The organism is Vibrio sp. Isolate34 (assembly GCF_022397915.1).
GTDB lineage: Bacteria > Pseudomonadota > Gammaproteobacteria > Enterobacterales > Vibrionaceae > Vibrio.
The window spans coordinates 337,026-353,972 of sequence record NZ_JAKEUO010000001.1 but is presented as its reverse complement, the minus strand read 5'-3'; the positions used below and the strand labels follow the sequence as shown (position 1 = coordinate 353,972).

Here is a 16,947-nt window from a genome sequence, read left to right as displayed (position 1 = left end):
AGAGTAAATATTACTTCTTAAGACCTAATGTACCACCAACGCGCTTAGGTGCCGGTTTGTTTGGTCTGTTTGAGTCTTGGCTACGGTTTGTTGGCTTGCCGCTTCTACGATCGTTGTTATTGCGGTCTGTACGATTACGATCCGAACTGTTTCTATCTGAATTAGAACGCTCTGAACGAGAGTTCGATTTCCAGTTCTCAGTATTGCCACCGCTTCCACTATTCGATGAGTTACGACCACGCTTTGAATTAGGCGCATGACGGAATTCATCGGCATTGTTACCGCGGTAGGTGCGAGTACGGTTCTCTTTTTGGTTACGGCGCGCTGTTGAAGTTTGATTCTCTTCACGGCTATCAAAAAGTTTAGCGTCCGTCGCTTTGCGAATACGTTGGCCTTTCGCGTTCATCTTTGACGCATCTTCAGTACTTACTGAACCTTCACACATCGCTAAGATTTCAGTGATTTCTTCATCGCTCAGGTAGCGCCATTTGCCATTTGGAATGCCATCTAAAGAGATGTTCATAATACGTACACGGCGCAGTTTGAAAACTTCATAACCAAGCGCTTCACACATACGACGGATTTGGCGGTTAAGGCCTTGCGTTAGTGTGATTCGGAAAGAGAACTTAGTCTCTTTCTCTACTTTACATGGCAAAGTCACCGTATCTAGAATAGGAACACCCGCTGCCATTTTCTGTAAGAACTCACCCGTAATCGGCTTGTCGACACGAACCACGTACTCTTTTTCGTGGTTGTTACCCGCACGAAGAATCTTGTTTACGATGTCGCCATCATTGGTCAGGAAGATAAGACCGTCAGACGGTTTATCAAGGCGACCAATTGGGAAAATACGCTTGTGGTGACCAATAAAGTCAACGATGTTGCCAGGAATATCTCGCTCAGTGGTACAAGTAATACCGGTCGGCTTATTCAGGGCAATGTAGATAGGCTTTTCTTTCGAACGAACGGGCTTGTTGTCGATCTCAACGTCATCACCTGGCATTACTTTCGTACCCATCTCTGGGATCTTACCATTGATAGTAACTCGGCCAGCATCAATGAGTTTGTCGGCTTCGCGGCGTGAGCAAAAACCAGTTTCACTGATGTACTTATTAAGGCGTTTAGCTTGGGATTCTTGTGACATGATATTCTCTTAGCGTTTCACAACGGAAATTTAGATAAACAAAAAGCAACTACAGGGCAGTTGCTTTTACGTTTGAATTCGTTAACCGACGACAATTTTAGCACCTAGTGTCTACTTCGGCACTAAATATCTATTGTCTAGCGAATTGGCGTGGCAATGAGCGTATCGTCGAGGCTATCAATACAACCTGTACTAACTTGATCGCTTCTGGTGTCGTTCTCTGTTTTCGAGTTTTTTGTCATTGCTCTTTCTCAACATGACGTAGACCGCGCCTGTTCCACCATGAAATTGTTGAGCCGAATGCACACACTGGACATCGTTAATTTGAGTTAACCAGTTGGCGACATAGCTTTTCATCATTGCTGGTGGATTCGAACGTTCACCTTTGCCATGAACAATGATGACGGTACGAACATCCATCCTTAAACATTGACGTAAAAATGAAAGCACTTCATTACGTGCGTCTTTGAGTGTTTTTCTATGCAGATCAAGCTTGGCTTGAATAGGGTACTTACCTAGACGTAGCTTTTTGTATACGCCTTCCTGAACGCCATCTTTCTTATAGGCGATAACAGCATCTGGCTTCACCATCGGAGAGTAATCGAGCGAGAGGTAATCTTTCTCGTCATCAGACAGCCACATTGCCGCTTCACGCTTTGCTAGGTGAGATTCCGTTACACGGTGTACTTTCTGGTGTTCAGCGGTGTCGTGGTCGATACGTTTCACATCGCCCATCATTTCTTGGAATAGGTCTAAATCGTCATCATGAGACATAGTGTGCATCTCAAGTTAGAGAAGGATAGGTTAAGTATACCTAAGTTGGGGCTGGGTTTAAAAATGAAAAAACCGGAGGAGACAAGAGAAGTCAGCTCCGGTGCAAAGCGTTTTAACGTTTACTTATCAAGTAAATGATACTTAACAGCAAATGATTTAGGCTGAGCGACTCTAGTGAGGAGATTTGTCAGTCATAACTTTGTAGATGAAGAAGCCTCCATAAAACATCATGAGACCCAGAGCCCCGAAGATTACTATCATTGAAGATAGTCCCACCGCATTACCAAATAGGAGATCTAGCCAAAAGTCCATGTGTATACCTCAAAGTTATATGACATGGGTTAGTGTATTAACAAGCATTATCAATTCACTGATCTGGATCAATCCTGTTTCATAAGTTAAATACTTGTTGGTAAGTGTGTGTTTTTCGTCACATCATGCTCGTTGTTGTATGTCTTTTGTTCGAACGATTCAAAATCGCAATAAATATGAGAAAAAGCCCTTGCGGATAAATTCAGAACCCGTATTATACGCTCCATCGACAGGCAATGAGCCAGTTAGATATCTCGGTGAATAGCGCAGCTTGGTAGCGCATCTGGTTTGGGACCAGAGGGTCGGGGGTTCGAATCCCTCTTCACCGACCACATTAAAGAAAGCCGTAGCAGAAGTGCTACGGCTTTTTTGCATTTGAACCTTTGGTTTCGATTTAGTTTGAAAACCAAGCGGGGTTCGCCTGATGTTCGAAATAAGCTCTTCAACGACCACTTTTAGAAAGCCTGCTCAATGAGCAGGCTTTCGTCGTTTGAGCGATTGTAAACAGGGTTTGAACTAGAATGGGGTTCGCCTGATATTAAAAATAAGCTCTTCTCCGGCCGCATTAAAGAAAGCCGTAGCACTCTTTGCAATAGAAGGGGTTACGGATTTTTTTGCATTTGAAGGTTTCGATTTAGTTTGAAAACCAAGCGGGGTTCGCCTGATGTTCGAAATAAGCTCTTCAACGACCACATTTAGAAAGCCTGCTCAATGAGTTGGCTTGTGTCGTTTTGAGCTATTGTAAATAGGATTCGGACTAGAATGGGGTTCGCCTGATGTTAAAAATAAGCTCTTCATCGGCCGCATTAAAGAAAGCTATAGCACTCTTTGCAAGAGAAGGGGCTACGGCTTTTTATATTCTGTAATTGTGTCGATCGCCTATCGATCGTTTGTTGAGTCTAAGCCTACTCTTATTGAACGAACTCACTGGTAGCGACATTGTTCTTCACCCAAATCAGAGCCTGTAAGCGGTTCTTCACCTTGATTTTTTTAAACGTATTGTGAAGGTGTGCTTTGACCGTATTCTCACTGACGTAGAGTGTGTCGGCGATCTGGGTGTTGGACGCGCCCTCACCAAGTAGCTTGATGATTTGTTGCTCACGTTTAGTGAGTTTTAAATAGTACGGGCTCGTTTTTGCGCATTGTCTTTCACGATAAAAGCGAATGTACTTATAAATGAGTTTCCTGCTCATCCACATTTCGTCTTCTAAGATGCAGTTGAAGCCAGTGACAAGCTTATCAAGCGTGTCTGAAACATAGAAAATACCAACGAGATATTGCCACTTGAGCATCTCAGTATGTGGGAAGTCGTTTGGAGTGTTTAACAATACCTCATGGGTGTCACATATTACATCGTCTCTAAGTTCTTGGTATTTAAGGATAAAGTCTTTGGTCATTATTGGGTAGTCAATAATAATGATATCCAAATTGTCAGCTTGCAATGAGTTGAAACTCAGTTTTTCAGGGGATATAAGCCTAATACTAAGGTCCACCTTTTGCTCTAATGACTCTTTAAGCAGCGTAGACTGTAAATTATTTTCGGCTATTAAAATGGCTTGATGAACTTTCGACTTAGCCATGTGTACACTCCTTTATTAACCCACTGCCCTTGTATCAGACTTGATAGTCTATAGCACACATAGTTATTCTACCAATAAGTTGGCTAGTTATTTTATAAATATGGTGAATATAATTAATAGTACAGGTGAAGGTATATAACAGTATTAAGTGGAAGCATCTGTTTCCTTTAGTTTTATTAATTAACTTCTAGTTCTTTCATCGTACAATCCCGAAATATTTTCCAACTCTTATTTTCTGGTTTAATCTCTAAAGTAAGAGGAAATTGTTTGGCATTAAGAATAAATTTTGTTTTACCACCACTTATATGTTGGTTGAGTTGAGAGTGTGTTCTTGTTTTTAGAGTGAGTGAAGATGCTGTACTGCTATCTAACACAAGCACGTTATGTTTGTTGTTAATAAAACACTGTACTGAATTTGAAATTTTTTCAGATGCATTTAAACGTAAAGGGAAAAATAAAACGGCGATCAACGCCGTTTTAATATATGCACATCTTATCATATTAATTTTGATAAATTATACCGACATTACCACTTGCGCCATTACCTGAAACTAGCGCAGTATCATAAGAGGTTTGCTCAATCATAAATTGGTTTGAATTGCTGTTTGTTAAGCTAACAATGGCATCTGAATGAGAGCCTGTTTGTAACGTGAATACTCGGTTATCGCTACTGTTCACGAGATCGATATCGACATAGTTATCATCGCCACCACCAACATCGGTATTTACTATCGTTTGAACATAGTTATTATCGCCGCTGATATCGATGTCTACATCATTATTGTCAACACTCGCGTTACTAAACTCGGTATAGGTTGTATTGGAGTTACCAGAGACATTCACATCAGCTTCATTGTAGTCAGCACCACCTAGGGCATTAACGACAGAGATGTTCTCATTACCCACTTGTGTAACACGTAAATCATTGCTTCGACCATAAGGTTGAACTGTGATTTGGGCTTGGTTACTCACACCATCTTGATCAACCCAAGCGTTGTTGTTTACATAGCGTAGCTTAACGTGAGCTTCATTGAGATTGCCATCTTGTTGAACCACAACGTCAGAGTTATAGCTAGCATGTGTGTCTACTAGTGCAACATGTCCATCAGTAACACCAGACGTGTTTTGGTTAATAGTGACATTGGCATTATCGCCATTGCCCATTTGCCAAACGGCAGTATTATCCATCGCTAAAGGTTGAATACCAGCGACTGTCGATGATATCCCAAGATCGGTTGTTCCTTCTATTACCCCCAACGCAGGTTCAGAGGCTGGAAAAGGAGCAGGTAAATTATCTGCGTATGCTGCATTAAAGCCCAGAATAGCACCGACTATAATTCCAATTTGTGTAACTTTCATAAGTTGTATCCTTATACATTTCCATGTCGACTATGTTGTTACTTCATCGAGAAGCAACGGTGAATCAAGCTTTCCATACTTCGCGCTAATTGGCTTGATTGATGTGAATTCTCATTGAGCTAGACGCGTTGATTACTGCAAAGTCATTGCCGTTTTGAGAAATTCCTAAATTGTCTCCTCCAGACCCAACCATATAAGCCGTATTGCCATGACCTTTTTGAGCAATACTTAATTGGCTGTTTTGTCCTGAGTAATTCGCTTGTCCTATCACCGCCAAGTTGTTATCTCCATCTTGGGAGATCAGAGCGTCGGAATTGGCTCCGAGCTGACCAATAGCGGCTTTGTTGTTTGATCCATCCTGCTCAATCAGAGCAGTATTATTCTTGCCTATTTGTCCTATATAAGCTGAATTAGAGCTTCCGTTTTGTTTGATCTTGGCTTTATTATTTGCGCTGGCTCCTAGACTATTTTGTTGAATAATCGCAATGGAACCTGAAGAGTCGGATATATCTATTTCTGAGTAGTTATCCAAATCCCGTGACGAAATAAGATCTAAGTCATTAAACTCGTTTACGACGTCATGGTTTACGTTGTGTAGAAAGCTTCCCTCCAAATCAGAAGCGATAGCACTATTAAAACTACCTATTGATAAATATAAACAAGTTAAGCCGATAAGTGACGCGTCCCTAGTTATCATTACCTTTACCTTAAAGTGTTTGTGGTTTTTACCTCAATCAAGAACCGAAACATAAATTCCCGCACTGAGAGCTGTGTAAGCCAATGTAATGAGGAGATTCTAGGTATCCAAATGACGAACAGCTATAAACTAAAATCTAAAAATAACGTAATTGCATATATTAAAAATACTTAGTTTTTTGAATTTTTATTAACCTTAGTTAGTGAATTGAGACTGGAATTTAATTACAAAGTTTATATGTGACAAAGTGCATTGCACCTACTCTTTATCTTGTTCAAAGAATCACCTCCTCATTTTGTAAATGGACTTCGAATGGGAACCAATATGAAACTCAAGCTGCTTACAATTACTTTTCTCTCTTTTGTTGTTCATGCCGGAGATGAAAGTCATGGTCTTGAAAATGGTGCCCCGTTAGAAAATGGAAAGAAACTTGAGGGGTCGACGAACAGTCTTAAGGAAAAATTTAATGATTTTAGTGAAGTTGATGGAATCATCGTGGACAGAACCATTACGCGGTTGGGAGAGGATTTCTATTTTTTCTTCTCGCAATCGCTCAATGATAGTTATCCCGACCTTAAGGAAAATTTGACGGTAAAAGAAAGGCCAACAGCGTTATCTGGAAGCATCATAGAGGTTCAACACTCTAGGAAACCGATCTTCCGTACGGCGTTGTCTCCAGGCCGTAGACAAGCAAAAGAACGCGCTGCCGATGCAACAGGAGTGGTTGGAAATTACATCATCCGATGGCAAGCAGAGCGACTGTTTCAAGATACCTACGATCTAGACCATGATGAATTTTGAGGAGGCAGGGATGTCTATATCATTAAAAAAATTGGCACTTATAGTGTTGTTCGTGTCGCCTTCGATTTGTTCGAGCGAACTGGTTTATACGCCCATAAATCCTAGTTTTGGAGGAAACGCACTAAACAGTTCCCACCTTTTTAATCATGCTAATGCCATTAACGATTATGACGACCCTAGTGCAAGGGATATTTTTGGTGAGCAAGAGTCCGCTCTAGATAGGTTGGCTTCAAGTTTGGAATCACGTTTGATTAGCCAGCTACTTGCTGATGTGGGGAGTGGTAATACTGGGCAACTTGAGACCGACGATTTCTTTCTGAACATTGTGGACGATTCTGGGACATTGTTGGTTCAAATTGTCGATAAAAAGACAGGGGAATCGACAGAAATCAGCGTTGCTGGGCTAAACCCAGACCTCTAATCACAAGGATTGTGTTATGAAATCGATGTTCACCATCTTCTTGATATTGGTGTTAGGGGGGTGCAGCTATTCTATGCAGATCCCAGAAACATCTGAGATCCCTAAACTGATGCCTAGAGGCGCGACTTATACTGATCTCATCTCATTACCAAGGCCTCGAGGGAAGATACTTGTTTCGGTTTACGATTTTAGAGATCAAACGGGACAGTATAAACCTCAGCCAAACAGTAATTTTTCAACCGCTGTACCACAAGGGGGCACGTCGTTATTGACGACATCGTTGATCGATTCGCAATGGTTTGTGCCTTTAGAGCGTGAAGGCCTGCAAAACTTATTGACGGAACGTAAGATCATTCGTGCTGCCCAGAAGAAAGATAAGGTAGTGAACAATCACGGAGCCGACTTAACATCGTTGAGCTCTGCGAATATCGTTATTGAAGGCGGTATTGTTGCTTATGACTCTAATATTGTTACCGGAGGAGCTGGTGCGAAGTATCTTGGAATTGGTGGTTCAGGCCAATATAGGACCGATCAAGTCACTGTTAACTTGAGAGCGGTGGATGTAAGAACTGGGCAAGTGTTGTTAAGCGTGACGACGACAAAAACGATTTCTTCGCATGAAATTGGTGTTGGAGCATTCAGGTTTGTTGATTACAAAGAGCTATTAGAAGTTGAGATGGGTTATAGCCAGAATGAACCGGTTAATATTGCCGTCATGTCGGCGATTGACGCTGCCGTTATCCATTTGATTGTTCAAGGAATGAAGCGTGGAATGTGGTCTCCAGGCGATCCAAATGCCTTGAGTAACCCAATTATCGCGCGCTACTCAGACGCGAGTACAGACATCCTTTAGTCAACTGAGTAAGCAGCAAAATAGGGCTATGCGGAAAACGGATTTTTCCCTTAGCCCTGTTTTTTCGACTCATAAACCGTTCAGTTCAAGAGCGAAAGGGAAGAAAAAGTACGGGTTCTGTTATTTAGGTAATGGTTATATTCCGTCAAGACTATGATATCGAATTGAGCTAGCTGTCGACACTAACCTCAAATTGACACTGGGCCTGTTGGCTTTGTGATTGTTGAGTGACATTGAACCCTTTCTCTTCTAACAACTGCAAAAGGTTGCCTTCGCCAATCAGGTGTAACGTACCGACGACCAGCACGTAGTGTCCTTTCGAATCGAGTTTCCAATCTTTGACAGATAGTTTGTTTGCCCAATCAACGTTGCGATCCGTTAGAAATGCTTTTTCAAGTTCAGATGGCATTTCAGACAGCTTTGCAAATTCCTCAAGTTTGGTGACATCACCTGCTTTCCAGCTCTCAATTAAGCAATGAACCACACGGTCTGTTTGATCAAATTCTTCAATGCTTGTCACTAGCCACTCTTTACCAGAATCTTTTTGTCCTGCGATGAGGTCTATTTGAAATTGTAGTGGCTCTAAGCTGATCACTGGAACGTCTTGTATCGTCGCTTTATAGGCAAGTGTTGCGTCTACACCGCCCGCTGAGCCGTAACCAAGGTTTTTTAACTGCTGCATTTGTATCGACAGAGATGTCGCCCAAGGCGGGGAGCTCAGTAGTTGTTGTGTCGACATACCCAAAGACTTAGAAATGCTCGTTAATAACTGTTGTTGATCTTCGCTTAATACATCGGCTGTAGTGATTGTGGTGGTAGGGTACACCACGCCTTCTGTCTTTCTTATATCCGTCTCGACAATTAATCCGTCGCTCTCTTTTAACGCGTCTGTAATCTGTGCAGGAAGCGGGTACATGCTCTCGTCTCCAACATGCACAGAACCTAAAATGGTGAGGGTCAGATCATCCTTTTTAGCTTGCCAATAAAGAGGTTCGGCGACAGCTTGCTTTGCTGAAAAGGCAAGTGTGAGTAGCGTAAGGTACAAGAATGTGCGCAAAGAAAGCTCCTTTAGAAAGACATAAGCTCGTTAAAAAAGATTTTGACGGAGTTTTTTAACGGTTTTTTTTGAGAACAATGTCACGTTGTTTGTACGAAAAGTATAACAACACGAGCAAACTCTAAAACTTTTCTCTCTACCAATGACACGATTTTATGAAATCGGTAAAAAAGATTGTGATTCATTTCTCAAATTTTACGTCAAAATTAAAATGACGGAAGTGCCGTTGCTTGTAACTTGATGATTTTATTTAAATTAAATTTATCAATATTTTTGAGATTTGAAGCCGATCACTTTATTAGCTCGATTTAATTCACGGTAAAAAATAAGCCCATATAGTTTATCTAACTTTCGAAGCGCTCCATTTTGCTTCTTACTCAATTTTTAATTTATGGGTGAATACGATGTTGAAGAGAAACTTACTATCTGTAGCGGTATTGGCTGGCCTAACGGGTTGTGCAGTAACGCAAGCACCAGAACAAAAAGTAGTGAATGCACTGGCTGATAACCTTGATGTGCAATATGAAATCTTGACGAACCACGGTGCAAACGAAGGCATGGCTTGTCAGGACTTAGGCGCAGAGTGGGCATCATGTAATAAAGTGAACATGACGTTAACTAACGATGGTGAAGCGATTGATTCAAAAGATTGGACCATCTACTTCCACAGTATTCGCCTTATCTTAGATGTTGATAATGAGCAGTTTAAAATCACTCGCGTAACCGGCGACTTACACAAGCTAGAACCAACAGAAAAGTTCGATGGTTTTGCGGCGGGTGAAGAAGTGATTCTTCCGCTAACAAGTGAATACTGGCAACTGTTTGAAACTGACTTTATGCCGGGTGCATTCGTAACGGCGCCAAACGCAGAACCAAAGATGATTGCTTCATTGAATACGGAAGATGTCGCGTCATTCGTAACGGGTCTAGAGGGTAACAACCTTAAACGTACACCTGATGACAATAACGTAATGGCGACAGCGGTGACGCGTTTTGAAAAGAATGCTGATCTCGCAACTCAAGATGTATCAACAACGCTACTACCAACGCCAATGTCGGTAGAAGCGGGTGAAGGATCTGTGAGCATTGCTGGTGGTATTGCCCTACCAAAAGACGCATTCGATGCTGATCAGTTCGCTGCAATCGAAGAACGTGCAGATGTGGTAAACGTAGATGTGAGTGGTGACCTTCCAGTAAGTGTTACCGTTGTTCCTACTCAGTTTACGGGTGATTTGGCGAAACCTGGCGCTTATGAACTAAGCATCTCGGAAGAGGGGATTGCGATTAAAGCGTTTGATAAAACAGGTGCTTTCTACGCAGTTCAGTCTATTTTTGGCCTAATAGACAGTCAGAACGCTGAATCATTACCACAACTGTCGATCAAAGATGCACCGCGCTTTGATTACCGTGGTGTGATGGTGGATGTAGCTCGAAACTTCCACTCAAAAGATGCCATCTTAGCAACGCTAGACCAAATGGCGGCATACAAGATGAATAAACTGCACCTTCACCTAACAGATGATGAAGGCTGGCGTTTAGAAATTCCAGGTTTACCAGAGCTAACGGATGTAGGGTCTAATCGTTGTTTTGATTTGGAAGAGCAAAGCTGTTTACTGCCTCAGCTAGGGTCAGGTCCAACAACAGACAACTTTGGCTCTGGTTTCTTTAGTAAAGCGGATTACGTCGAGATCTTAAGCTACGCAAAAGCGCGCAGCATCGAAGTAATTCCAGAAATTGATATGCCAGCACACGCTCGTTCTGCTGTGGTGTCGATGGAAGCGCGTTACACTCGTCTCATGGCGGAAGGTAAAGAAGCGGAAGCAAATGAATACCGCTTGATGGATCCACAAGATACATCGAACGTAACCACGGTTCAGTTCTACGATAAGCAAAGCTTCATTAACCCATGTATGGAGTCTTCAACTCACTTTGTCGATAAAGTGATCTCTGAAGTGGCGGCAATGCACCAAGAAGCGGGTGTTCCACTAACGACTTGGCACTTCGGCGGCGATGAAGCGAAAAACATCAAGTTAGGCGCTGGCTTACAAGATATTAATGCAGAAGATAAAGTGACTTGGAAAGGCAACATCGATTTGTCTAAGCAAGATAAGCCATTCCAGCAGTCTCCTCAGTGTCAGTCTTTGATCGCTGATGGAACGGTAAGCGACTTCGGTCATTTGCCAAGTCACTTTGCGGAGCAAGTATCTAAGATTGTTGCTGACAAAGGCATTCCTCACTTCCAAGCATGGCAAGATGGCCTGAAATACAGCGAAGGCGAGAAAGCATTTGCAACTGAAAGCACTCGCGTAAACTTCTGGGACGTTCTTTACTGGGGCGGCACTTCATCAGTATACGATTGGTCAGCAAAAGGGTATGACGTAATCGTCTCTAACCCAGACTACGTATACATGGATATGCCATACGAAGTTGATGCAGCAGAGCGCGGTTACTACTGGGCAACGCGTGCAACCGATACTCGCAAGATGTTTGGCTTCGCACCAGAAAACATGCCACAAAACGCAGAAACGTCATTAGACCGTGACGGTAATGGCTTCTCTGGTAAAGGTGAAATTGAAGCGAAACCTTTCTACGGTCTGTCAGCTCAACTTTGGTCAGAAACAGTACGTACTGACGAGCAATATGAATACATGGTGTTCCCTCGCGTATTGGCAGCAGCAGAGCGCGCATGGCACCGAGCTGAGTGGGAAAACGACTACAAGGTTGGTGTTGAATACTCTCAAGAAACTAACTTAGTGAATAAGCAAGCGTTGAACAGCGACTTTAATCGCTTCGCGAATATTCTTGGTCAACGTGAGCTAGCTAAGCTAGAAAAAGCGGGCATTGACTACCGACTACCAGTTCCAGGTGCGAAGGTTGTTGACGGTAAGCTAGCGATGAACGTTCAATTCCCAGGCGTAGAGCTGCAATACTCTGCTGATGGTGAAAACTGGCTAACGTATGATGAGCAGCAACGTCCATCGGTTTCTGGTGAAACGTACATCCGCTCTATCTCTGAAAGTGGCGAGAAAGTAAGTCGAGTAACGTCAGTTAAATAATCGATAAGCAACATTAATAGAAGAGCTCCTTAGCGATTACCTTACTTAAGGTTAAAAGTGGGAGCTCTTTTTGTTTGTTGCGAATTAGGTCCTCATCTAAAACGGGAACATATAGAAACCGTCTTGGTTTATAACGTCAACAATGCACATAAGGTGAGCTTCATTGCAAAAGTGACGCGCCTCTCATTATTCTCTTCAAAAAATAAGTCCCTCATAAAAAACTCTAAATCAGGTGTGATTCAATTAACCGAATCTAATTTTGCACCGTAAAATAATGTGATCCCGATCTGTACATTTTTCCATCTTGAGTTTTTTATCAATTTTTATATTTTTAAGTGTTTGATTTTAATGCTTTAAATAACTTGTTCTTTTTTGATAGTGAGAGAGATCACTCTGTCTGTTCTTTTATTTTGAAACGAAAATTAATTCGAGCAACATAGATTTCATGCCAGGGAGGCGACCAATTATTCAAGCGGTGAAGGTGAATGATGTACCGAAGATATGCCGCTGAAAAAATCAAACTAAGGCAGTTTACTATGAAAAAAATTATCGCTCTAAGTGCTCTTTCTCTTGCTTTCGCTTCTAGTGCTTTTGCTGGTTCTTCTTACGTAACAGGTAACATCCAAATTCACGACGATGGCCGTATCCACGGTTCTGACATGACTTCTACGCTAGAAGCTGGTCACACGTTTGACAACTCTCTAGGCGGCTTCACGGTTTACTCTGAGTTTGATGGTATCCAACTGGGTAAACTTGAGTCTGAAAACGGCGGTGCAGGTAATACTACTCCTGGTATCACTGTAGGTGGTGAGCAATCTTTCAATATCACTGACAACCTATGGGTTGCTGCTGGTTACCAACACCTATTCTCTGCGGGTGAAAGCATTCAGTTCCGTCCATTAGTTAAGATCGGCTACAACTTCGATAACGGTATCTCTATCAGCAACCGTACTCGTGCACACATCGATGATACTTCTAACGATGACAAAACTGACTACCGCATGGATAACCGCATTGCATACACAGTGAACGAAGATCTAGCACTTAGCTACAACAACGTTTACATGATCGAAGCTGAAGCGATGGACCACGAGTTACGTGCAACATGGACTCGTCAAGGCGTACAGCCTTACTTCGAGTTCCGTAGCCAAGCTAACGGCGTAGACTTCGCAAACGGCAATTCTAAGCAGAACAACGCATTCGTATTCGGTGCTTCTTACGGCTTCTAAGCTGATTTATTTGGCGGTTTAGTCAATGAGACTATTCGCGAAATAGCTTTTTTGCCAAAGCACTTCCTTCGTGAATGAGCGAGGGGATCAAGCGACACTAACAGCCCGGTTAGTGTCGCGACAAGATTTGCTTTACTGTCCAAAAGCAAAGAGCCTAGTAAGTAAACCACAGTCTTGGGTTTGCTTAATACTAGGCTCTATTTTTATGCTTTCAATTCTACTTTAGGTGAATTGGTACTCTAGTTACCTTTGTAGTGACGGTACTCAAACACCTGACCTTTATCATTAAACGCGTACACAGAGTACTCGTCTTTCTTATCGCCATATTCCATACCCGGTGAGCCCATTGGCATACCCGGAACCGCCAAACCAATCGCATTACGTGGTGGGTTTTCTAAAAAGGCTTTTACGTCTTCTGCGGGAATGTGACCTTCGAATACATAGCCGTCGATCTCTGCGGTGTGGCAAGAAGCCAGCTCTTGCGTTACGCCTAACTTTTGCTTGATAGGGTTCATATCATCGTGGAGCTTCTCTGTTACATCGAACCCGGCATCACGCATATGCTCTGTCCATTCTGTGCAGCAGCCGCAGTATGGAGATTTGTGGTTTAGAACATCAGTAGCCAAAGCCTGTCCTGAAATTGCAGCGAGTGCAGTAAGAGTCATAACTTTACGAATCATGGTTAACCTCATGAATATGGTTTTTATTGATATTAGAATGAGTTGGTTTGAACAATCTCAGCCTGTTGGCATTGCTTACGACAGTAATTGACGACATCGCCATAGCTGCTCCTGCAACTACTGGGCTAAGCAGAAATCCAAAAAACGGGTAGAGCACACCGGCCGCAATAGGGATGCCAAGCGAGTTATAGATGAAGGCTCCAAATAGGTTTTGCTTCATGTTTCTCACGGTCGCTTGGGACAGTTCTATCGCGTTACTTACAGACAGTGGCGACGAGTTGAGGAGTGTCATTTGTGCACTTTCAATCGCAACATCACTGCCACTGCCCATTGCGATACCTATATCTGCTTGCGCAAGTGCTGGTGCATCGTTAATGCCATCTCCGACCATGGCAACGCTCTTGTATTGCTGTTGCAGTTGAACAATGTGTTGAGCTTTCTGTTCTGGAAGCACTTCTGAAATCACTTCGTCGATACCGACGTTTTTACCAATCGCTTGAGCAACTGAATCGTTGTCGCCCGTTAATAGCACGGTGTGAATTCCGGCAGATTTCAGTTGAGCTATAGCCTGTTTGCTATCCATTTTTAATGCGTCTGAAATGCCTAAGATGCCTTCCAGTTTTTGATCAATGACTACGAAGATTGGCGTCCACGCTTGTGTACGACAAAGCTCGATAAAGTCTGCGCCAATTTCAGTATCAACATTGAGTTGGGTTAGGTATTTAAGCGAGCCGACTTGAACGTGTTTGCCGTTAATGTTGGCTTGTACTCCAAGGCCGCGGCGGTTCTCAAATTCGCTGTGTGGGAGTGCTGAAACTTCTAGGTTTTCGGCATACTGGCAAACGGCTTTCGCAAGTGGGTGTTCTGAACCGACTTCAACCGAATAGGCGTAAGCCAGCAGCTCTTGTTCTGATAGGTTGTGATAAAACGCCTGCTGAACGCTTGGTTTGCCTTGAGTTAACGTACCTGTTTTATCAAACACGACAGCATCGATTTTGCTTGCTGATTGCAACACATCAGCGTCTTTGATCAGAACGCCAAATTCAGCGGCTTTACCTACACCGACAGTAATAGAGAGCGGAGTCGCTAGGCCTAAGGCACACGGACAAGCGATGATAAGCACAGTCGTTGATACGACAAGCATGTAGCTTGCACTTGGTTGCGGACCAACAAAAAACCAAACTAGGGCGGCAACAGCTGCGATCGCAACCACAGCTGGAACGAAAACAGCAGAGATAGAGTCGGCTAGTTTCGCAATCGCAGGTTTGCTGCTTTGTGCTTGGCGTACCATTTGAATGATTCGAGCCAACATGGTGCTTGAGCCAATCCCAGTTGCTTCAATGATCAAGCTGCCATCACCATTAATGGTGCCTGCAGAAACGCCATCACTCAACGATTTAACGTTGGGAAGCGGTTCGCCAGTCAACATCGATTCATCGATGTAAGACTCGCCCGATACCACAACACCATCAACTGGCACTTTCTCACCCGGTTTGACGCGTACTTGCATGCCTAGCTGAATGGCCTCGACAGCGATGGTTTGTTCTTTGCTATCGACGATAATTACCGCTTTTTGTGGCTGTAAGTTAATCAGTGCTTGTAAAGATTTGGTGGTGCGCGCTTTGGCTTTGGCTTCAATGTAATGCCCCAAAGAAATTAAACCTACAATCATCGCACTCGCCTCAAAGTAGACATGGCGAGAGGCTTCAGGGAACCATGATGGAATCAGTACAACCAGCATTGAGTAGAACCACGCTGCGCCTGTACCCAAAGCAACTAACGTATCCATGGTCGCGCGCTTGTGTATCAGTGATTGCCAAGCATTGGTGAAGAAGCTACGACCTGAAGTGGCCAACAGCACTAAACAGATCACACCGACTAATCCCCAAGCCAGTTGATCGTTAAAAGTGGCAATGGTCATGCTGCCACCAAACAGACCCCACGCCATCAGTGGAGCACCGATAACTAGCGCGCTGACTGAGTTTCTAAGGAAGGCTCGTTGAGTGCGAAGTTGTTGCTCTTGCTGTTTTTGTTGTTGTGTTGCCGCATCATCTACAAACTCGGCGCCATAACCTGCGGCTTTAACGGACGCTATTAGATCATTTTCGATGATGTCACGTGTCTTAGAGGTGAAAACTAAAGCTGTCTGTTCAGCGAGGTTGATCTGAGCTTGGTCGACGAATTCGTTATTTTTCAGTGCTTGTTCGATTGAAGAGACACAACTCGCACACGTCATTCCCTCAAGAACAAGGTGATAAGTATATTGACTCGCAACGGGGTCAGTTGGCGTCGATTCTGTAGGCGCCGGTTTTTTATCTTCTTCTAAATCTGAACTCGGTGAGAGGTCATTAGATTCAGCGTACGGGGCTGCGTGATAACCCACACTTTCGACTAACTCAATCACCTCGGATTTAGAAAGTAGAGTGACCAGTGCTAATTCTTGTTTGCTGACTTCTAGGTTTGATGCTTGCTCGGTTTGTTCAAGCGCTTGAGTCAGTTTACTCACACACTTACCGCAGTTGAGGCCGTATAGCGAAAGGTGCAGCCTGTTACCCATGCTGTAGCCAAGTGTCGCTAACTGTTCGTTGAGTTGAACATAACTAAATGGAGTCGAAATATCGATGTAGGTCGGCGATATATCATTGATCGTCGTGTTGTCGAGATCAGCAAACAGTGTGCGGACTTTCTTCGCACAACCCATGCAATTTAAGCCGTTGAGCGCGGTTGTGTAGTGGTTCATATCGATACTCCAATTCTCATCTACGCCTAACATAAACCTTCCCGTAAGGGTAAGGTCAAACATAAATTCAAGAATTTGATCTTAGTGGTGCATTAGCTGGTGGATTCAATTTGGGAATGAAAGAGGGGAATAAAGGATCCGCGGCTATAATCTATTGGTTAAGGTAATAGTTTTGCTACTTTGAAGGCGGAATTCAGCTTTCTATAATCGCTTTCGTACAACAACAGCACATTAATCATTCACT

At 43.2% G+C, this 16,947-nt stretch carries 14 protein-coding genes and 1 tRNA gene; 6 read left to right on the top strand and 9 right to left on the bottom strand.

Annotated elements, in window-relative coordinates:
* Window positions 1-10: 10 nt before the first annotated feature.
* The 3 genes from rluF to L1D22_RS01605 form a co-directional block, all read right to left on the bottom strand.
* Window positions 11-1,144, bottom strand: coding sequence for a 23S rRNA pseudouridine(2604) synthase RluF (gene rluF, locus L1D22_RS01615; RefSeq protein WP_239828493.1), 1,134 nt, complete (start codon window positions 1,142-1,144; stop codon window positions 11-13).
* 192 nt (window positions 1,145-1,336) lie between these two features.
* On the bottom strand, window positions 1,337-1,918 hold the full coding sequence (smrA, locus tag L1D22_RS01610) for a DNA endonuclease SmrA (protein WP_239828492.1): 582 nt from the start codon (window positions 1,916-1,918) through the stop codon (window positions 1,337-1,339).
* A gap of 171 nt (window positions 1,919-2,089) precedes the next feature.
* Window positions 2,090-2,230, bottom strand: coding sequence for a DUF3149 domain-containing protein (locus L1D22_RS01605; RefSeq protein ID WP_004739790.1), 141 nt, complete (start codon window positions 2,228-2,230; stop codon window positions 2,090-2,092).
* A gap of 255 nt (window positions 2,231-2,485) precedes the next feature.
* On the opposite strand from L1D22_RS01605, the gene L1D22_RS01600 reads away from it, so the two are divergent.
* Window positions 2,486-2,562: transfer RNA gene (locus L1D22_RS01600), tRNA-Pro, on the top strand.
* A 579-nt stretch (window positions 2,563-3,141) separates the two neighbouring features.
* Here L1D22_RS01600 and L1D22_RS01595 read toward each other — a convergent pair.
* The 3 genes from L1D22_RS01595 to L1D22_RS01585 all read right to left on the bottom strand — a co-directional run bounded on the left by L1D22_RS01595 (window position 3,142) and on the right by L1D22_RS01585 (window position 5,866).
* Window positions 3,142-3,810 carry a LuxR C-terminal-related transcriptional regulator gene (locus L1D22_RS01595; RefSeq protein WP_239828491.1) on the bottom strand — a complete coding sequence of 223 codons (669 nt, stop codon included), beginning with the start codon at window positions 3,808-3,810 and terminating at the stop codon, window positions 3,142-3,144.
* Between the two features lie 501 nt (window positions 3,811-4,311).
* Entirely contained in the window at window positions 4,312-5,169 is an 858-nt protein-coding gene (locus L1D22_RS01590; RefSeq protein ID WP_239828490.1) for a curlin, read from the bottom strand.
* An 85-nt stretch (window positions 5,170-5,254) separates the two neighbouring features.
* A complete protein-coding gene (locus tag L1D22_RS01585; protein WP_239828489.1) occupies window positions 5,255-5,866 on the bottom strand; it encodes a curlin subunit CsgB in 612 nt (203 codons plus the stop codon).
* A gap of 324 nt (window positions 5,867-6,190) precedes the next feature.
* On the opposite strand from L1D22_RS01585, the gene L1D22_RS01580 reads away from it, so the two are divergent.
* Genes L1D22_RS01580 through L1D22_RS01570 form a run of 3 tightly spaced genes read left to right on the top strand, consistent with a single transcriptional unit; the run spans window position 6,191 to window position 7,941 of the window.
* Window positions 6,191-6,667, top strand: a complete 477-nt coding sequence (locus tag L1D22_RS01580; RefSeq protein WP_239828488.1) for a curli production assembly/transport protein CsgE — start codon at window positions 6,191-6,193, stop codon at window positions 6,665-6,667.
* Window positions 6,668-6,677: 10 nt separating this feature from the next.
* Window positions 6,678-7,088 carry a curli assembly protein CsgF gene (locus tag L1D22_RS01575; RefSeq protein WP_239828487.1) on the top strand — a complete coding sequence of 137 codons (411 nt, stop codon included), beginning with the start codon at window positions 6,678-6,680 and terminating at the stop codon, window positions 7,086-7,088.
* 16 nt (window positions 7,089-7,104) lie between these two features.
* On the top strand, window positions 7,105-7,941 hold the full coding sequence (locus L1D22_RS01570; RefSeq protein WP_239828486.1) for a CsgG/HfaB family protein: 837 nt from the start codon (window positions 7,105-7,107) through the stop codon (window positions 7,939-7,941).
* 169 nt (window positions 7,942-8,110) lie between these two features.
* On the opposite strand, the gene L1D22_RS01565 is transcribed toward L1D22_RS01570, so the two are convergent.
* Window positions 8,111-8,998 carry a TraB/GumN family protein gene (locus L1D22_RS01565; RefSeq protein ID WP_239828485.1) on the bottom strand — a complete coding sequence of 296 codons (888 nt, stop codon included), beginning with the start codon at window positions 8,996-8,998 and terminating at the stop codon, window positions 8,111-8,113.
* 404 nt (window positions 8,999-9,402) lie between these two features.
* Between L1D22_RS01565 and L1D22_RS01560 the strand changes: the two genes are divergently transcribed.
* The gene (locus L1D22_RS01560; protein ID WP_239828484.1) at window positions 9,403-12,054 is read left to right on the top strand and encodes a beta-N-acetylhexosaminidase; all 2,652 of its coding nucleotides are present in this window, start codon (window positions 9,403-9,405) and stop codon (window positions 12,052-12,054) included.
* Window positions 12,055-12,590: 536 nt separating this feature from the next.
* Window positions 12,591-13,283 carry an oligogalacturonate-specific porin KdgM family protein gene (locus L1D22_RS01555; protein ID WP_239828483.1) on the top strand — a complete coding sequence of 231 codons (693 nt, stop codon included), beginning with the start codon at window positions 12,591-12,593 and terminating at the stop codon, window positions 13,281-13,283.
* Window positions 13,284-13,522: 239 nt separating this feature from the next.
* On the opposite strand, the gene L1D22_RS01550 is transcribed toward L1D22_RS01555, so the two are convergent.
* Together L1D22_RS01550 and L1D22_RS01545 are read right to left on the bottom strand one after the other, a co-directional pair.
* Window positions 13,523-13,963 carry a DUF411 domain-containing protein gene (locus tag L1D22_RS01550; RefSeq protein ID WP_017631063.1) on the bottom strand — a complete coding sequence of 147 codons (441 nt, stop codon included), beginning with the start codon at window positions 13,961-13,963 and terminating at the stop codon, window positions 13,523-13,525.
* Window positions 13,953-16,766: a heavy metal translocating P-type ATPase gene (locus L1D22_RS01545; RefSeq protein ID WP_239828482.1), complete on the bottom strand. Its 2,814-nt coding sequence runs from the start codon at window positions 16,764-16,766 to the stop codon at window positions 13,953-13,955. The genes L1D22_RS01550 and L1D22_RS01545 overlap by 11 nt, the downstream gene beginning before the upstream one ends.
* Between the last annotated feature and the right edge of the window lie 181 nt (window positions 16,767-16,947).